Below are 14,417 nucleotides of genomic sequence, written 5' to 3' on the forward strand. Positions count from 1 at the left end.
GTAGTTTTACACACTTATATTATATCACGATAAAAAGCCATTTCCGTTCCGTAATCGTTCCGTTTTCGTTCCAAAGACAAATACGTTGCACAAGGCAAACTATCTCAAATCAACATCATTAGGAGTTAAAATATATAACTTACGATAAATTTCAAGCAAAGCAGCATCAGACTTACGCCAAATACTAGATTTAGACAAATGCAAATCCTTGCCCAACTGCTCCATAGACCTATCATGCATAACCCAAACATGATGAACAATCAACTTCATATCCGTATCAGCCAGCGAATCAATAGCATACTTTAACGCCCTATTCTCAAGCTCAATCAACTTCACAGAACGCTCATCCTCGCGAATCCTATCAATCAGCTTATTAAGCCTATCCTCCTGACTAGACCCGCCACCCTGCACAGCCTCACAATCAGACCAACCGCCCTGCAAATCCATTTTGTCACGATTAATACCAATACGCATATTAAGAGAATCTAGCATCTCTAGATCCTCCCTATAATTCCTCAAGCGAGCCTTAATAATATCAGCCCTAACCCTATCCTTATTCAATTCACGCTGCTTATTAAAATTCATCCACACCTCCTACTTATCTCTAAACAACTTTCTTTTATAAATTTTTATATGGCTTTTCCAGTGGAATTCCATGCTTTACCCTGTAATACAATGCCTGTCTAGACACCCCTAACATTTCAGCCAGTATAGCTCTAGGATATAGCTTGCCTTTGTATTCCAAAAAAACTGTGTTTCCTCTATTATTTTCTTGCACTTTCCAGGTCGTCCACCTACAATTTTCTGGGGTGTAGTCTCCTCTTGGATCTATTCTATCAATCGTCAAGTCGTCTTCGTACCCGTTAGCTAAGCTCCAATCTCTAAAGCTTTCATAATCCTCAAACCACTCATCGCAAACATCTATACCTTTTTCTCCATAGTTTGCATAAGCATCAATCGTTGCTAGTCTGCACCTTTTCTTAATCCCTCTCCATATATCGTAAAGCCTGGTGTTTGTTTCTCCGTGTTTTTTGTTACGCTTAGCCATTTCCCTTGCACGCTTTACTTTTAAGCACCCACACGAGGTGCTTGATCCATTTCGCAGGGACTTTCCAGTGGTAGTTGTATAGTTCCCGCAACTACATTTACATAACCATAACGCTTTCTTATCTTTATTAGTGCCGCCCGACTTCACTACTGTAAGTTCGCCATATTTGTTTCCAGTTTCATCTATTCTTCTTCCCACTTTTCTAAATCCTCACTTTTCCAGAATGTCCCATTCCTAACAACACCTTTTCTGTTTGCTATCTCACTATAAGCACTCTCCACACACTCAACAAAGTCTAGTTCATACCAATCACACACATCAAGCAAAGACTCCAGTAAAAAAGATAACTCCAAGTTAGTATAAGACTCAGCAGCCAACAAACTATGCAAAGACCCATTTAAAAAATAAATTAAGTCAAACTTACGTTTAGGGTGCATAGTAGATGACCTGCCAACCCTTTGGCAAATCTCAAGTAAATCAAGATTTTTATCAATCATATTACCAATCACCAAAGTAACAAACACATCTCCTACACTATCCTTAATCACATCAATATCATCTTTGGATATTCCAATAATAAGCTCCGCCACTTCTTCAGCAGTCTTGATAAGCTGCCCTTCCACAGTACCATTTTTATCAAGACCACGGTCAATTGCCCATTGTTCTATAAGTTTTATTAATTCGCTAATTGTCATATTTAATCCCTTTCAGTTGCTTTAATCACTTTATAGATAAAAACCATGAACATTAGAAGTAGAATTACAATTGTAGCATTATCACTCATTCCTCCACCTCTAAAATCACTTATTTTTAACTTATAACTTCCCAACTCTGTATTTTATCAAAATCAAATACCCAAACACTTTCATCTAAACATTCTATTCTTAGTTCAGCAGCAACTGGAATATCTTTAAATTGAAATCTTTCAAATTTATATATCTCCCCATATTTAAAAACATTACCTATCATAAAAGTATCAACCCCATTTTCAGGTTCATTTAGAACAACTTTGATTGTTTTCACTCTTCAACCTCTAAATCCTCAACTATTTGATATAAATCCTGTACATCACCAATTAATTCATCAATTTTAACATCTAATTTATAAACTGTTACATTATAAAGATTTTGTATGCCAGTTTCTAATTGACTTATATCGCTTAATATTTGGTCTTTATCTAATTCATCTATCATTCACCATACCCTCCTAAAAATTCATTTATTGGTCGGTCTGCATCTGTATATATACCACATAAAGATACATACTCGCCCCAAAGACCACTTGCACCATCATTTCTCTCGATTACTAGATATAATTTCATTCCTCCACCTCCACCATCTCAAAGTCGCTCAAATCAGTCTTATTCATCAACACCTCCTATTTCACTCGTTTTCACCGCTCTAATGTTTGACTTTTTGAAAGATAGAATATCCTCGTCTGTGTAACCAATGGCGTAGGTAAAGTCATACTGACTATCACATAGTAGGCGCATGAATTCATTTACATACTCCTTAGTAGTTTTCACATAAGACGTACTCATATCGTTATGATAGATTTTTATCTTGTATATTTTATCTTCAGCCATCTAAACCTCCCTAAAAACACACTCTGTATATTTTTGCAAAAACAACCTCTTTTTTAATAAATATACATCCGTTTTAAAACCTTTTACATCCTCCACAACCACCTTGCCAGACTCCAAATCTATGTACTTAAAATCAGCAATATAAGAAACCTTCCTCAAAGTCTCATCCTCAGTCCTAATAGTCGGGATAAGCTCAAACTTAGGCTGGAGTTCCAAATCCTTGATTTTCCCAGCTCTCAGTAACAATTTAAGCTCTCCATACCTCCTAGCCTCTTTCTTGCTATCAAAAGTATATCCATCGACAACAACCTTTTTATTGCCATACTTGTTATAGCCTTTATTTCTCGTTCTAACGATATTGACCCCCTTATCCATACATTGGTACTCTTTTAATATTTCAAGCCAATCTAGGCATAAAACATGCACGATTTAAGGCAAATTTATGTTAACCTAAAAGACCTACCCAACAATAACCACTAAAAAGGAATACTTCCATTGTCAGTCTCATCAACAAAATCATCAGCCCAGTCATCATCAGCCTTAGCTTGATTAGCACTATCCAAAAACTCAATCCTATCAGCCACAACATCAGTAGTATAAACAGTTTTGCCCGTTTCCTTATCCTGATAAGACCCAGTTTGGATACGCCCCACAAGGCCAATCCTAGACCCCTTTTTGCAATACTTAGCCAAAAGTTCAGCAGTCACACCCCAAGCTTGGCAAGAAATAAAGTCAGCAGTAGGACTCCCATTTTGCTCAGCCTCGTCACGCTTAGCCTTAGAAAGACCCCTGTCAACCGCCAAATTAAAACCAACAACAGCAGTACCACTTTTGGTCTGCCTTAAATTCAAATCCCTAGTCAATCGACCAATCAAACTAACACAATTCACTCAGCATACGCCCCTTTCCTGTTTATAATCCTCCCAACAGTCATGTAATGTATATCCATGTCTCTAGCAATATCCCTTTGACTCATCCCACTAGCGTGTAACAACCTAATCTTGTCAATCTGGGCATCATTAACAGCCCTAGTTTGCGGCATTTTTCTAGGTGCCCTACCAATAGCAGCCTCCATCTTAGCAATACTGACCTCAATAAATTCAGGATCAGCCTCAGCCAAAGCCCTATAACGAATCACACCCCTAACAAAATCACCATCACGGTCAAGCCTATAAGTCACATACCTGCGACCGCCACTAACAAATCTAATCAAGTTAAAATTAGAAACACCCTCAAAACAAGGCTTCAAGCAACCCTCAAAACGCAAAGAGTTGCCCACAAACACCTCACTATAATCAGTGAAAACTTGATTAAAAGATAAACTCAAAGTCAATTTCCTAGTCATTACCAAACTCCAACATCCTCTTAAACCTCTCCTCACGGGCTTTCTGTGCATAGTCATTGCTATTACTAGCATCGCTCTTAGCAACTTCATTCAAATAACCCTCAAACTTACTAGAAAACAAAGTCTCAGGCCTTAAATACTTGTTCATCTGGTCATTGTTAGCCCAATCAACAACCTTGTTATCAATAACTCGCTTGAAATCACTTAATTTAAAACCCTCATTGTACCTAGACTTAATTAAACTCTGTGTCTTTTTACTAGTAGGCTTATAGTTTTTACCAGTTTTGTTATTTAGATAAGACACAATCTCTTTGTAAGGGATTTTGTCAGCCACACGGTCGTGCTCTGCTCGACTATATATATCTCTATTCTCTATATCTTTATCTATATCTATCTCTGTGTAACAGGAGCGAACATTGTTACGCTCCTCCGTTACATTGTTACGTTCATTCAGAACATTGTTACCATTTGTACTACTTTCAATCGCTTTATTATCCCTTGCTCTTTTCCTACGCATTCGCCTAGCAGCCTGAGTTTCAGACCCAATCAGATGTGGTACATCATTTAAAAATAAATCCTGCTCCTTAATCTCAATCAGATCATTAGCAGTGCAAAAAGCCACAGTCATTTTTATATCGTCAATCTCTTCATCAATCTCAAGTGCAAGTTGGTGAAAAATATCCTCATCGGTGCCCTCAAACTCAATCACACCATCGTTATTTATGCTTAGAAGCTGGAGCTTCAGGTAGATGATAGTATATGTATCACCCCCAGCCACCTTGCGAAGTTTCTTCATCTTCCTAGACTGGAAAAAGTCATCTTTAAGTTTCAGCCAATAATATCTCTTTTCATCTCCCACTAACTCACCTCACTAACAACTCTCAAACATTGTAATCTGAATTTCTGGCTCCTCTTTAAGCATTTCATCCTTAGCTAATTGATAAAACTTTTTTTCTACTTCAAAACCATAAGCTGGCCTCCCCAACTCTCTAGCAGCTCTTAAAGTAGAGCCACTACCAGCCACGGGATCAATAACTACATCACCTGGGTCTGTAAAAATAGTTATCAACTCTTTTAGTAGCCTTACAGGCTTTTGTGTAGGATGCACCTTAGGATAATCCGATTTATTATCCCTTTGCCACTCAAACCAGTTAAAAATCATCTTGCCCTTAGTAGTGTCTGTCTTACCATTCCTAAACTTAGGCAACTTATCACGATATAAAACAACCGCATGTTCAGTCGCTCCAACTATCCTCATGTTTGCTTTAAGTACTTGGGAGCTATAGTTTTTAATAAAAAATAATGGATAAGAGTTTTTAAAGCCATATTTTTTGCCATACTCTATAATCAAAGGCATCTGTTCAAAACTACAAAAGACTATCATTGCTGGAGCTTGATTTCTTTCTTTAGGCTCTTTTTTAAGTAACTTGCTACAAAAGTGCATATACTCAGCAAGGTTAAAGTTAAGATCAGTCTTAAAAAATGCACTCTTAGCTTTTTTAGACTCCCCTTGCTTGTTGTCCCCATTGACATACCATTCAGTGGAGCTAGCATAAGCATTAGCTCCAAGATTATAAGGTATATCAGCAATAACTAACTGGGCTTTTGGTATCCCATATCTTTTAAAGTTTTGAAAGTTATCATTGTACAGTTCACATTTAACATCACTCACTATTTCTCATCCTTCACCGGCTCAAAATCATCCCCAAAGAAATCATCCTCAATAATTTCCCCAGTCTCTTTATCAACCTTAGCCCCCTTGTCATCCTGAGCGGAGCTGTGCGAAGTCGAAGGATCTCCTGAAGAATTGTCACCCTCATCAACAACCTCATAGTCAATATCGAATTCCACCGACCCGTCGTTACCCTGCTTGTAATCAGTTATATTAGCATTATCAACACTAGTAGCTTGAACAAGCTTGTCAGCTTCAGTAGCCTTAGGTGCATACTTTAAAACTTGTATTAAAGCTGATTTTTTAGCCATAGCATCAAAGTTGTCTACCCAAGGGCCACTATTATATTTGCTAAAAGGTACAGAGTATTCAAGCCCATAAGCTCTTGCATCCTCTTTACTCATATAAAAGACATCTTGGCCACCATCCTTAGTTTGATAAATTGCATAGTAACCTATAACATCTCCACTATCACCAGTTAAGCAAGGCTTGTGACTAATCTCCCCAGTACCATAATTAATCTCAAATTCTTCATTCTCCTTGACCTCCCTAGCAGTAATCCTTTTAAATTGGCCAGTGTTATAAGCAAGTTTTAAAAGCCCTTGATATCCGACTTGAAAGTTTATTTCTACCGTTCCATCTTTTCTTTTATACGGAATTAGATAAGCCTCGCCCATAGGAGTATTAAATTCAAGCCCTAATTGAGCAGAATTCATCATAGCAGCAAATACACTTGATTGACTACCTTCAGCGATTAGAGGGTTAGAGTTAATAGCAGTAATAGCCATCCTAACAAACCTGTCAGTAGTCATATACTTAGGAAGTGCTTTCTTAAATTGTTCCTTCATAACCGCAGAATCCAGGATACTAATCATCTTGCCAGTGCTGTTATTTTGTGGTTTTTTATTGTTTACTTTACTTAGTGCTTGTTTTGCGTTAGTCATTTTGTAACTCCTTTATAAAATCACCATTTGTTTCTTTGATTAATTTAATTAGCTCTTTTTCACTTCTTTCATATTTTGTGATTAAAACCGTGCCAAAAGTCCCGATTACAAACATCAATCCAAACATTCCAGAAGATTTATCCTCTAGAGAATCACAAGCTGCATCCTTAAATTTCGATAGTAATTCTTCTTCGTCCATTTCAAACGTTTGATCTATACTCATCTTCATGCCTAAATTTAAAATCTTTTCCATTGATTGTAATAACTCTTGCTTTAAATTCATTTTTTAATCTCCTTAATCAAAAATCTTCTGCTTTCAGTCTCTTTGCCATACTTTTCATAAATCTCAGGTGCTTCTTCTTTAATCCTCTTAGTATCAAGCCTTACGCTAGTACTAGGCTTATAAGACACCGTAAAATGCTTACTCTCACCAAAATTGTTATCACCCATAGCCAACTTAATCTCTTGCTCAAACTGTTTGTTGTATGCCTCTAGGGTCTTAATCTGCTCTTTATTGTAAAGATATAGGTCATAGGCATGCTTATCAGTATCAAGGTCGATACTCTCCTCTAACCCACCTTTAAAACGCTTTTTAAGAGCCTCATCATAAGCACTAGATCCGTCAGGTTCAGGCATAACACCTTTTTCCACATATTCAGTCCAAAACTCTATTTCCTTAGCCCTCAGCATCTCAATAGTCTCATCATCCCAATCAATCTCACGAATAATAAAATCAGTACCAAATATCAAGCAAGCAATATAACACCTCCTAGCCCCAGTCACAGACATATAATGCAAACACTGAAGTTCATACTCAATAGGGATTTGCCCATCCGCCCACTTATCACGGTTATAAGGGCCAGTAGTCTTACACTCGAGGATTGCATCCTCACCAACCACTCGGCGGTCAATATCAGCAATCAAAAACGGATACTCATCATCGCTCATCATGTAGTTATCACGCCTAACCTTTTTGCCAGTAGCCTCACAAAAACGCCTCGCCACATAGTCCTCAAAGTCACGCCCTTGCCTTAAATGTTCACTCTCAGACTCCTGTTTCTCAACAGGCGTAGTCTTATCCAAATACAACTGGGCAGGACTCTTCCACTTAGAAAGCCCACAAGCAGCCGCAGCATCAGACCCACCAATGCCAAGTTGCCTATACTCCAGCCACTCCTCACGGGACAAATCCTTAACATTAACAATAGTATTAGTCATATCAAGCTCCCATAATATTCCTGCTCCATACGCCTAAACTCCAGCTCCATTTCACGAGCCACCCTTTCCTCAAAAACATCATCACGAGGGTCATAATCACGCTTATAATCATCAATTTCAAACCAATCAGGATGACATTTCATCATGTTTTCAATATCAAGATAAGAAACATCCTCATCAAATTCCTTAAAAAATTCATCAGGATCAACATCAAGCGTTAAATTTACATTAAATATCATAATATCTCCTTAACTTTGCCATTCTCTCAATCTCAAGGTCAATCAAAAGCAACTCATCCTTGCCCTTTTCTCCTTTTTCGTCATACCAAACACGCAAACTATATAAGTGCTTATCATCAACAGTCTTCAAACTCTCTCTCAAAGTCTCACTTTTATAAATATTCATTTTCAATTCCTTTCCAAACATGGTATAATAACCATGTAAAAGATATTTTTATTTAGCCAACTAGACCCTTACGCTAGTTGGCCATTTTTTTGTTCAAAATCAAGATCTTCACAAAACCTTAAATACTTCTCAAACTCCATTTTTCTGTTAAACTCAGACCTCATAGCCTCACGCTTAACCCTATTAGCCCTCCTCTCACGAGCAGTAGTCCTTCTCTTAACCCTATCCCTATCACTTCTTTGAATTTCATACTTATTTTTAATAATTGAATTAATACTAATAGTCATTTTCTAATCTCCTTTTACTTAAATAATTCTTTCTCTCCACTTGCACACTTATAAAGTGCTTTCTTATCAATGTAATACTTATGATTGCCCCCAGTTCCTTTTATAGCAGTCCCAAAAGTCAACACCCCAGCCCTCAGACAATCACGTATTATTTTTTCATCCCAGTTCAAAAGCTCACTAGCTTCTGCAACTGTAGTTAAATGGTCACTTGCTTTCACATAATCACCTATCCTAAAAACTTATTAATAAAGTAAATCTGACCCTTGCCAGTAACTTTTGTAGTAGTAGTCATAACATTAGCACCCTTGCTATCAATGTAAGACCCCTTCTTCATCTCAAAAAGCCCCTGCTCCACATACTGTTGCATTGGTTGGTTTTTTCTTTCGCCAGACTTGCATAAATATCCGTTATTTCTCATCCAAGCAAACAGTTTGTTCTGACCAATCTTTTCATCAATTCTTCCTTGTCTAATAGCCTCTTGGCTTATCATCTTAGCAAGTTCACCCATAAGACAAGACCTAGCAGAAGCAGACACAGTATCAGCAAAAAGCACCTTAGGTTTATTTCGCTCATTCTCAGCCTCAGCAAGCATCCTCTTAGCCTTTTCCTCTTTCAGATTAGTAGCAAGCCTAATCAGATAATCAGGATCAGACAAAGTCTTTTCGATAACCTCTTCAGACATATAAGCCCCATGTTTTCTGATTGCTGGCAAGACTTCTGATGTAACCCAGTGCTTAAATTTTTTAGCATTTTCTAATTGACTGCCAAACACTAATGCATATAGGCCAGACTCGTTTACAACTGTCATTTTTTGTCTTCCGCCAAGGGTGTCGACCAAATCTACCCCCTTATCTTCTTCGAAGACATGAGTTCTTATTGCATCTCTAGTATTTGTAAACCCTAAAGCTTTAGCAACATCTTTTCCCACAAACCAAGGCTCGCCTTTCTCGCCTTTAATTGTTCTTAATTCTCCAAATTCGCTGTTCTCAAAAATCTTTAAATCGTTCATTTACCCTCCAAATAACATTTACAATAGTCTTTTTGATTTATTTTATATTATTTGACATTTAAAATGGTATTTTTATCTAAAAAAATATCATCAATCCCAACACCAAAATAATCAGCAATTTTTTTAGCTGTATTAAGATTAGTATTATTTGTAGTTTCAATCCTACTTAGAGTCTGCTGAGTAATACCTATAGCCTCAGCCATCTCTTTTTGACTTACATTTTTATAAGCCCTGTAAATTTTAATATTATTTGTAATAAAACCACCCCCTAAAACTTTCTCCTTGATGTATAATAAAACAAAAAGGAGTACACCATGCAACAAACAAACACTTATATCATCACCAGAGACGAAATCGAATTTGAAGTACCTGATAAATGTCCTCATTGTCATAAAGAAATGACAGCTAACATAATAATGCAGTCAAAACCTATAATGATAAAACAAGTTAATCGCATAGGTTTACTAGCTCAATGCACAATATGTGACCAATTCTTCGCCTTAGGATATCTTTATAGATATTATTATGGCAAACACGAGACAACTTTAATACCTTACAATTACTCTCCAGAAATAAATATCGAAATTCCTGAAAATATAAATAAAACCTCTGAGAAATTTGAAGAAATCTACAAACAATCAAAGCTTGCAGAAGCCTATAATTTAAATCAAATTGCAGGAATGGGTTACCGTAAGGCTACAGAATTTTTAGTAAAAGATTATCTGATTTTCAAAAAAATAGATAAACCAGAAAATATTCTAAAAATTCGTCTTGGCAATGCAATTGATATGATTGACAATGATAAAATCAGAAATTTAGCTAGAGCGTCATCTTACATAGGCAATGATGAAACACATCCTGTTAAGCTACAACCCGATAAAGACATCTCTGATTTAAAAAAATTCTTACAAGCTCTTATTCATTATATAGCATTTGATTTGTCAGCTTCAGAAGCGGCTGATATGATTGCTGAAAACTGATCCAATGGATCATACTTGCCAATAAACTTGCCCTCTGGTGTCTGATATTCTTTTACAATCCTATCAGGCATCAGAGAATCATCTTTGACTCTAAAAGTCATTTCTAACACTTCTTTTACTTCTATTCCCAAAGGTTCTTTCTTCATATATCTCCCTCCTAATCTTCATAAAGTATCCACCAATCAATATTTAAAACTTTACCAATTTTCTTTGCAACCTTAACGGGCATATCTCTTGCACCAGTTTCATAAGAACTAATAGTCCTACAATTTACCCCAACCTTTTCAGCTAATTCTTTTTGCTTCATATTTGCAGCTTTTCTAAACTTTTTTAAACTATTCATACTATATATAGTCCTCCTTTTATATAAACCACTATATGTGGTATAATGTTATTAATAGGAATAATGCTTTAAGTATGGTGTTTCATCCTATTAATTTCAAAGAAAGGAGGAAGAGTATGTCAGATATTTATGATAAAATTGAACGTCAGATGCCAAGGGTTAATAAAAATCAATTAATAAATTACGCCAATGATTTGACCAAATCAATTATTAAAGCTGGTTTTGCAAACAACTTCAACAATAGTATAAATGCTGCTGATTTTATAGTTAAATTTTACAATACATTAATCGAAGATATGAGCCGAATGATAGACAGCCCCGTTTCTAAAAACGCTATTGAAGTAACCCAATTAGCTTTGGAAAAAGGAGTCTTTAACATCCCAGACGAGCATATTAATGATCACATCTATTTAGCGACTCGCATTACATCTTTCATTTTGTATATCAATAAAAATTTACCAATGTGAGTTTTCATTTCTTGGGCGATATGACAATCTTCTTAAGAGTGCAACAAACATTGCACTCTTTTTCAAACTCATACAATTCTTGCAGCCTATAAAAAATATCATTAAAGTCATTAACTTCTAAGCAATCAATAATAATCTCTTCAATCTCACTCTCATCATCGCTAAGCACTATGCAATCTTTAAATCTTTCTTTATCACTTTTACTCATCATTTCCTCCCTTCTTGGTTTGTTAAACATATAATACCATTTATAATGGTATTTGTCAAATATTTTTTATCATTTTAAATAGTTTTTTTATAAATTACCATTTTAAATCGTGGTATTGTACCATTTAAAGTTGTAAGATACTATAAAAGGAGGTGAACAAAAAATGACTAAACTTACTGAAAATCTAAAACATTACAGAAAACTGAACGGATATACTCAGGAAACAATCGCTCCTAAATTGAAAATCACCACATCCGCCTATGGATCATACGAACAAGGTAGAAATGAGCCTCCATACTCAAAATTAAAAATGTTAGCGGATATATATAACATATCCATATCTCAGTTAACAGGCGAACCAAAAGACACATTAGAATTTATAGCCCAATCAGTAACAGCCCACACCTATCCCTACATAGATAACTACGTATCAGCAGGTAGTCCAACCACTATAAGCGGTATGGAAAACCTACCTAAAATTCAAGTACCAGACGAAATAACAGGACAATATGCTGGAAATAATAAGTTATTCTTTTTAAAGGTAAGTGGTGAATCCATGAACAAGGTAATACCTAACGAATCAGTGATAGGGATAATTGAATACGACTCAATTTATGACCTTAAAAATGGAGATATAGTCGTCTATTCGACCCAAGATAACGAATTTGCCGTCAAATACTTTTACAGAGACGGTAATAAACTGATATTCAGACCAGAATCAACCAACCTAAACTACTACGATACAATCTTTGATATAGAAGATAACATAAAAATTATAGGGAAAGTAGTCCAATACTCAGTAACTTTATAAAATTGATATTCAGCCGCAAGGCTTAATATATAAAAATACTAGGAGGAAATTATGAAAACAAGCAACACAGAAAAAAAACCTTTCTACAAAAAGAAATGGTTCATAGCAATCGCAGCCCTAATAATTATAGGAGCAATCTTTGGTCCGAAAGACAAAGATAAAAATGAAACTCCAGAACCTGCAAAAGTAGAGGATCATCAAGAAGAAGTAAAAGAAGAAACAAAAGAAGAAGATGAATTTGCAATCACCGACGATATGTCTGATGAAGAAAAAATCGAAAACATCTTGAAATCTGAAATTGGAAAAGGGTACGAAAGCTACGAAGTATCCAAAAAAGAAGATGGAAGTATAGGCCAAATCACTGTAAACAGCTATTATGAAATCCTATCAACAAAAAAAGAATTAATGATGAGTCAAAATAGCAAAGCAACAAAAGTTCTAATGAAATTGAGAGAAAATAACATTAATTATTCTTATTACGTCCAAAACACATACACTGACTTTACCGACGAATACGGCAATGAGAAAAAAGACGAAGTAATGCATATCTATATTCCAAGGGAAGAAGCTGACAAGATAAACTTTGATAACTTCAACGAAGACAACATCAAAGAAATATCTGATGAATATTACATCCACCCTTCTTTTAAATAGCACCCCAGCCCTATGCCAATCCATAGGGCTAAAAAAACACCCAACAAAGACACTAAGCGACCAAAACAGACAATAAAAGGAGGTGATGCCCCACAGCCCGGGCAACAGGCAACCACAAAAAGAAAGGAAATACAAATGGCAAAAAGAAGAAAACTACCAAACGGCACAGGATCTATAGAAAGAGTAAAACTAACACCCCAAGGCAAAACACGACTCAATCAATACCGAGCAAGACTACCAGCAAAAAAAGGACGTAAAGACATAGGCTTTTTTAAAACCTACAATGAAGCAATGGAAGCCCTAATCAACTACCAAGAAGCACCTCCAGAAGTAACCTTTAAAGCTTTGTATGAAAAATATAAAAATACAAATGAATTTAAAAAACTATCAGAGAAAACACAAAGAAGATACGACGTAGCCTTTGATAAATATAAAGATATCCACGAAGAAAATATACACGACATCAGATTTTCCCAGCTCCAAGAAGTTATAGATGATATGGAAAATGACGGCTATCAAGTACAAAATCAAGATGGATCATACAAACAAAAATACTATAGCAAATCATCAATAGAAAGATTAAAACACCTAGTAAGTAAGATATATAAAACAGCGATAAAAGAAAACCTACTTACTTATAATTTAGCAACAAATCTAGAAGTAGGCGGATTAAAGATACAAAGAAAGAAACAAATCTTTACCAATAAAGAGATAAACTCACTATTTAACTCTATAAACACCAATTACTATGCAAGGCATATATTAATACTCATCTTCACAGGTATGCGTACAGGAGAGTATTTAGGACTTAAAAAAGACAATATAAACTTAAAGGATAATACAATAATAGACTTTGGAGAAAAGACAGAAGCAGGTAGAGACAGAAAAATGTTTATACACCCAAAAATAAAGCCAATACTAGCAGAACTAATGCTCAACTCACAAACAGGTTATATAGTAGAGTATAAACAACCTAACGGAAAAATAATCAATCCTAGTATAAATACCTTTAACAAAAAAATGTACTACCCTGCTCTAGAAAAAGCAGGAGTTGAAAAAAAGATACCATACACTTGCAGATATACATTTGCTACCATAGCACATAATAGTGGAGTAACCGATAAGGCTTTACAAAAATTAATGGGACATACAAACTTTAATATAACCGCGAACTCATATATCCAAGATTTAGATGAGTATATCTATAGTGAGTTACAAAAAATTCAATAAAACACCTTTTAAAAAGCCTATTACCCACATATTACCCACACTAAAAAAAGCAAACGCTGATATTCCAACGTCTGCTTTAAATCTTTGGTGCGGGATAAAGGAGTTGAACCTTCACGAGAAATTCTCACTAGATCCTAAGTCTAGCGCGTCTGCCAATTCCGCCAATCCCGCATGGGGTGAGTAGTGAGATTCGAACTCACGGCCTCCTGGG

Annotated in this window: 29 protein-coding genes and 1 tRNA gene; 5 read left to right on the plus strand and 25 right to left on the minus strand. The window is 35.8% G+C overall.

The window, feature by feature from the left end; all coding sequences use genetic code 11:
- Positions 1-99: 99 nt before the first annotated feature.
- The 21 genes from OC526_RS08120 to OC526_RS08220 form a co-directional block, all read right to left on the minus strand.
- Positions 100-585, minus strand: coding sequence for a hypothetical protein (locus tag OC526_RS08120; protein ID WP_262123400.1), 486 nt, complete (start codon positions 583-585; stop codon positions 100-102).
- 34 nt (positions 586-619) lie between these two features.
- Positions 620-1,246 (minus strand): hypothetical protein, encoded by a 627-nt coding sequence (locus OC526_RS08125; RefSeq protein ID WP_262123402.1) that lies wholly within the window; start codon positions 1,244-1,246, stop codon positions 620-622.
- Positions 1,231-1,743, minus strand: coding sequence for a MazG-like family protein (locus OC526_RS08130; protein WP_262123403.1), 513 nt, complete (start codon positions 1,741-1,743; stop codon positions 1,231-1,233). Before OC526_RS08130 ends, OC526_RS08125 begins: the two co-directional genes overlap by 16 nt.
- A gap of 115 nt (positions 1,744-1,858) precedes the next feature.
- Positions 1,859-2,071 (minus strand): hypothetical protein, encoded by a 213-nt coding sequence (locus OC526_RS08135; RefSeq protein WP_262123405.1) that lies wholly within the window; start codon positions 2,069-2,071, stop codon positions 1,859-1,861.
- Positions 2,068-2,241 (minus strand): hypothetical protein, encoded by a 174-nt coding sequence (locus tag OC526_RS08140; protein WP_262123406.1) that lies wholly within the window; start codon positions 2,239-2,241, stop codon positions 2,068-2,070. The genes OC526_RS08135 and OC526_RS08140 overlap by 4 nt, the downstream gene beginning before the upstream one ends.
- Positions 2,238-2,369: a hypothetical protein gene (locus OC526_RS08145; protein ID WP_262123407.1), complete on the minus strand. Its 132-nt coding sequence runs from the start codon at positions 2,367-2,369 to the stop codon at positions 2,238-2,240. Before OC526_RS08145 ends, OC526_RS08140 begins: the two co-directional genes overlap by 4 nt.
- A gap of 39 nt (positions 2,370-2,408) precedes the next feature.
- Entirely contained in the window at positions 2,409-2,633 is a 225-nt protein-coding gene (locus tag OC526_RS08150; protein ID WP_262123409.1) for a hypothetical protein, read from the minus strand.
- Positions 2,634-3,008: a DUF1064 domain-containing protein gene (locus tag OC526_RS08155; RefSeq protein WP_262123411.1), complete on the minus strand. Its 375-nt coding sequence runs from the start codon at positions 3,006-3,008 to the stop codon at positions 2,634-2,636.
- A 101-nt stretch (positions 3,009-3,109) separates the two neighbouring features.
- A complete protein-coding gene (locus tag OC526_RS08160) occupies positions 3,110-3,523 on the minus strand; it encodes a single-stranded DNA-binding protein (RefSeq protein ID WP_262123412.1) in 414 nt (137 codons plus the stop codon).
- Positions 3,520-3,978 (minus strand): helix-turn-helix domain-containing protein, encoded by a 459-nt coding sequence (locus tag OC526_RS08165; protein ID WP_262123413.1) that lies wholly within the window; start codon positions 3,976-3,978, stop codon positions 3,520-3,522. Before OC526_RS08165 ends, OC526_RS08160 begins: the two co-directional genes overlap by 4 nt.
- Positions 3,971-4,837, minus strand: a complete 867-nt coding sequence (locus OC526_RS08170; protein ID WP_262123414.1) for a conserved phage C-terminal domain-containing protein — start codon at positions 4,835-4,837, stop codon at positions 3,971-3,973. Before OC526_RS08170 ends, OC526_RS08165 begins: the two co-directional genes overlap by 8 nt.
- 12 nt (positions 4,838-4,849) lie before the next feature.
- Positions 4,850-5,650 (minus strand): DNA-methyltransferase, encoded by an 801-nt coding sequence (locus OC526_RS08175; protein ID WP_262123416.1) that lies wholly within the window; start codon positions 5,648-5,650, stop codon positions 4,850-4,852.
- On the minus strand, positions 5,650-6,594 hold the full coding sequence (locus OC526_RS08180) for a recombinase RecT (RefSeq protein WP_262123418.1): 945 nt from the start codon (positions 6,592-6,594) through the stop codon (positions 5,650-5,652). Before OC526_RS08180 ends, OC526_RS08175 begins: the two co-directional genes overlap by 1 nt.
- Positions 6,587-6,877: a hypothetical protein gene (locus OC526_RS08185; RefSeq protein ID WP_262123419.1), complete on the minus strand. Its 291-nt coding sequence runs from the start codon at positions 6,875-6,877 to the stop codon at positions 6,587-6,589. Before OC526_RS08185 ends, OC526_RS08180 begins: the two co-directional genes overlap by 8 nt.
- The gene (locus OC526_RS08190; RefSeq protein WP_262123421.1) at positions 6,874-7,812 is read right to left on the minus strand and encodes a YqaJ viral recombinase family protein; all 939 of its coding nucleotides are present in this window, start codon (positions 7,810-7,812) and stop codon (positions 6,874-6,876) included. Before OC526_RS08190 ends, OC526_RS08185 begins: the two co-directional genes overlap by 4 nt.
- On the minus strand, positions 7,809-8,051 hold the full coding sequence (locus OC526_RS08195) for a hypothetical protein (protein ID WP_262123423.1): 243 nt from the start codon (positions 8,049-8,051) through the stop codon (positions 7,809-7,811). The genes OC526_RS08190 and OC526_RS08195 overlap by 4 nt, the downstream gene beginning before the upstream one ends.
- Positions 8,041-8,181, minus strand: coding sequence for a hypothetical protein (locus OC526_RS08200; RefSeq protein ID WP_262123425.1), 141 nt, complete (start codon positions 8,179-8,181; stop codon positions 8,041-8,043). The genes OC526_RS08195 and OC526_RS08200 overlap by 11 nt, the downstream gene beginning before the upstream one ends.
- 104 nt (positions 8,182-8,285) lie before the next feature.
- Positions 8,286-8,504, minus strand: a complete 219-nt coding sequence (locus tag OC526_RS08205) for a hypothetical protein (RefSeq protein WP_262123427.1) — start codon at positions 8,502-8,504, stop codon at positions 8,286-8,288.
- A gap of 14 nt (positions 8,505-8,518) precedes the next feature.
- A complete protein-coding gene (locus OC526_RS08210; protein ID WP_262123429.1) occupies positions 8,519-8,722 on the minus strand; it encodes a hypothetical protein in 204 nt (67 codons plus the stop codon).
- 8 nt (positions 8,723-8,730) lie between these two features.
- Positions 8,731-9,513, minus strand: a complete 783-nt coding sequence (locus tag OC526_RS08215; RefSeq protein WP_262123431.1) for a phage antirepressor KilAC domain-containing protein — start codon at positions 9,511-9,513, stop codon at positions 8,731-8,733.
- A 47-nt stretch (positions 9,514-9,560) separates the two neighbouring features.
- Positions 9,561-9,905 (minus strand): helix-turn-helix transcriptional regulator, encoded by a 345-nt coding sequence (locus OC526_RS08220; protein ID WP_316043783.1) that lies wholly within the window; start codon positions 9,903-9,905, stop codon positions 9,561-9,563.
- Between OC526_RS08220 and OC526_RS08225 the strand changes: the two genes are divergently transcribed.
- Positions 9,828-10,493, plus strand: coding sequence for a DUF4145 domain-containing protein (locus OC526_RS08225; protein WP_262123449.1), 666 nt, complete (start codon positions 9,828-9,830; stop codon positions 10,491-10,493). The genes OC526_RS08220 and OC526_RS08225 overlap by 78 nt on opposite strands.
- On the opposite strand, the gene OC526_RS08230 is transcribed toward OC526_RS08225, so the two are convergent.
- Both OC526_RS08230 and OC526_RS08235 read right to left on the minus strand, forming a co-directional pair.
- Positions 10,436-10,639 carry a hypothetical protein gene (locus OC526_RS08230; RefSeq protein WP_262123433.1) on the minus strand — a complete coding sequence of 68 codons (204 nt, stop codon included), beginning with the start codon at positions 10,637-10,639 and terminating at the stop codon, positions 10,436-10,438. The genes OC526_RS08225 and OC526_RS08230 overlap by 58 nt on opposite strands.
- A gap of 11 nt (positions 10,640-10,650) precedes the next feature.
- Positions 10,651-10,836 (minus strand): helix-turn-helix transcriptional regulator, encoded by a 186-nt coding sequence (locus OC526_RS08235; protein ID WP_262123435.1) that lies wholly within the window; start codon positions 10,834-10,836, stop codon positions 10,651-10,653.
- 116 nt (positions 10,837-10,952) lie between these two features.
- Here OC526_RS08235 and OC526_RS08240 point away from each other — a divergent pair, with 116 nt between their 5' ends.
- The gene (locus OC526_RS08240) at positions 10,953-11,303 is read left to right on the plus strand and encodes a hypothetical protein (RefSeq protein ID WP_262123437.1); all 351 of its coding nucleotides are present in this window, start codon (positions 10,953-10,955) and stop codon (positions 11,301-11,303) included.
- Between the two features lie 4 nt (positions 11,304-11,307).
- On the opposite strand, the gene OC526_RS08245 is transcribed toward OC526_RS08240, so the two are convergent.
- Positions 11,308-11,511: a hypothetical protein gene (locus OC526_RS08245; protein ID WP_262123439.1), complete on the minus strand. Its 204-nt coding sequence runs from the start codon at positions 11,509-11,511 to the stop codon at positions 11,308-11,310.
- A gap of 163 nt (positions 11,512-11,674) precedes the next feature.
- On the opposite strand from OC526_RS08245, the gene OC526_RS08250 reads away from it, so the two are divergent.
- The 3 genes from OC526_RS08250 (at position 11,675) to OC526_RS08260 (ending at position 14,206) form a co-directional block, all read left to right on the plus strand.
- Positions 11,675-12,322 (plus strand): LexA family protein, encoded by a 648-nt coding sequence (locus OC526_RS08250; RefSeq protein WP_262123441.1) that lies wholly within the window; start codon positions 11,675-11,677, stop codon positions 12,320-12,322.
- A 51-nt stretch (positions 12,323-12,373) separates the two neighbouring features.
- On the plus strand, positions 12,374-12,976 hold the full coding sequence (locus tag OC526_RS08255; protein ID WP_262123443.1) for a hypothetical protein: 603 nt from the start codon (positions 12,374-12,376) through the stop codon (positions 12,974-12,976).
- Positions 12,977-13,111: 135 nt separating this feature from the next.
- Positions 13,112-14,206 carry a tyrosine-type recombinase/integrase gene (locus tag OC526_RS08260; protein WP_262123444.1) on the plus strand — a complete coding sequence of 365 codons (1,095 nt, stop codon included), beginning with the start codon at positions 13,112-13,114 and terminating at the stop codon, positions 14,204-14,206.
- Positions 14,207-14,291: 85 nt separating this feature from the next.
- Here OC526_RS08260 and OC526_RS08265 read toward each other — a convergent pair.
- Positions 14,292-14,377, minus strand: a tRNA-Leu gene (locus tag OC526_RS08265).
- Positions 14,378-14,417 lie beyond the last annotated feature (40 nt).

The organism is Anaerococcus sp. Marseille-Q5996 (assembly GCF_946893725.1).
Lineage (GTDB): Bacteria > Bacillota > Clostridia > Tissierellales > Peptoniphilaceae > Anaerococcus > Anaerococcus martiniensis.

Coding starts and splice junctions, on each gene's coding strand:
- OC526_RS08120 (WP_262123400.1), bottom strand. CDS start 585: ATGAATTTTAATAAGCAGCGTGAATTGAATAAGGATAGGGTTAGGGCT.
- OC526_RS08130 (WP_262123403.1), bottom strand. CDS start 1,743: ATGACAATTAGCGAATTAATAAAACTTATAGAACAATGGGCAATTGAC.
- OC526_RS08140 (WP_262123406.1), bottom strand. CDS start 2,241: ATGATAGATGAATTAGATAAAGACCAAATATTAAGCGATATAAGTCAA.
- OC526_RS08145 (WP_262123407.1), bottom strand. CDS start 2,369: ATGAAATTATATCTAGTAATCGAGAGAAATGATGGTGCAAGTGGTCTT.
- OC526_RS08150 (WP_262123409.1), bottom strand. CDS start 2,633: ATGGCTGAAGATAAAATATACAAGATAAAAATCTATCATAACGATATG.
- OC526_RS08155 (WP_262123411.1), bottom strand. CDS start 3,008: ATGGATAAGGGGGTCAATATCGTTAGAACGAGAAATAAAGGCTATAAC.
- OC526_RS08165 (WP_262123413.1), bottom strand. CDS start 3,978: ATGACTAGGAAATTGACTTTGAGTTTATCTTTTAATCAAGTTTTCACT.
- OC526_RS08180 (WP_262123418.1), bottom strand. CDS start 6,594: ATGACTAACGCAAAACAAGCACTAAGTAAAGTAAACAATAAAAAACCA.
- OC526_RS08185 (WP_262123419.1), bottom strand. CDS start 6,877: ATGAATTTAAAGCAAGAGTTATTACAATCAATGGAAAAGATTTTAAAT.
- OC526_RS08190 (WP_262123421.1), bottom strand. CDS start 7,812: ATGACTAATACTATTGTTAATGTTAAGGATTTGTCCCGTGAGGAGTGG.
- OC526_RS08195 (WP_262123423.1), bottom strand. CDS start 8,051: ATGATATTTAATGTAAATTTAACGCTTGATGTTGATCCTGATGAATTT.
- OC526_RS08205 (WP_262123427.1), bottom strand. CDS start 8,504: ATGACTATTAGTATTAATTCAATTATTAAAAATAAGTATGAAATTCAA.
- OC526_RS08215 (WP_262123431.1), bottom strand. CDS start 9,513: ATGAACGATTTAAAGATTTTTGAGAACAGCGAATTTGGAGAATTAAGA.
- OC526_RS08225 (WP_262123449.1), top strand. CDS start 9,828: ATGCAACAAACAAACACTTATATCATCACCAGAGACGAAATCGAATTT.
- OC526_RS08220 (WP_316043783.1), bottom strand. CDS start 9,905: ATGACAATGAGGACATTTATCAGGTACTTCAAATTCGATTTCGTCTCT.
- OC526_RS08230 (WP_262123433.1), bottom strand. CDS start 10,639: ATGAAGAAAGAACCTTTGGGAATAGAAGTAAAAGAAGTGTTAGAAATG.
- OC526_RS08235 (WP_262123435.1), bottom strand. CDS start 10,836: ATGAATAGTTTAAAAAAGTTTAGAAAAGCTGCAAATATGAAGCAAAAA.
- OC526_RS08240 (WP_262123437.1), top strand. CDS start 10,953: ATGTCAGATATTTATGATAAAATTGAACGTCAGATGCCAAGGGTTAAT.
- OC526_RS08245 (WP_262123439.1), bottom strand. CDS start 11,511: ATGAGTAAAAGTGATAAAGAAAGATTTAAAGATTGCATAGTGCTTAGC.
- OC526_RS08250 (WP_262123441.1), top strand. CDS start 11,675: ATGACTAAACTTACTGAAAATCTAAAACATTACAGAAAACTGAACGGA.
- OC526_RS08255 (WP_262123443.1), top strand. CDS start 12,374: ATGAAAACAAGCAACACAGAAAAAAAACCTTTCTACAAAAAGAAATGG.
- OC526_RS08260 (WP_262123444.1), top strand. CDS start 13,112: ATGGCAAAAAGAAGAAAACTACCAAACGGCACAGGATCTATAGAAAGA.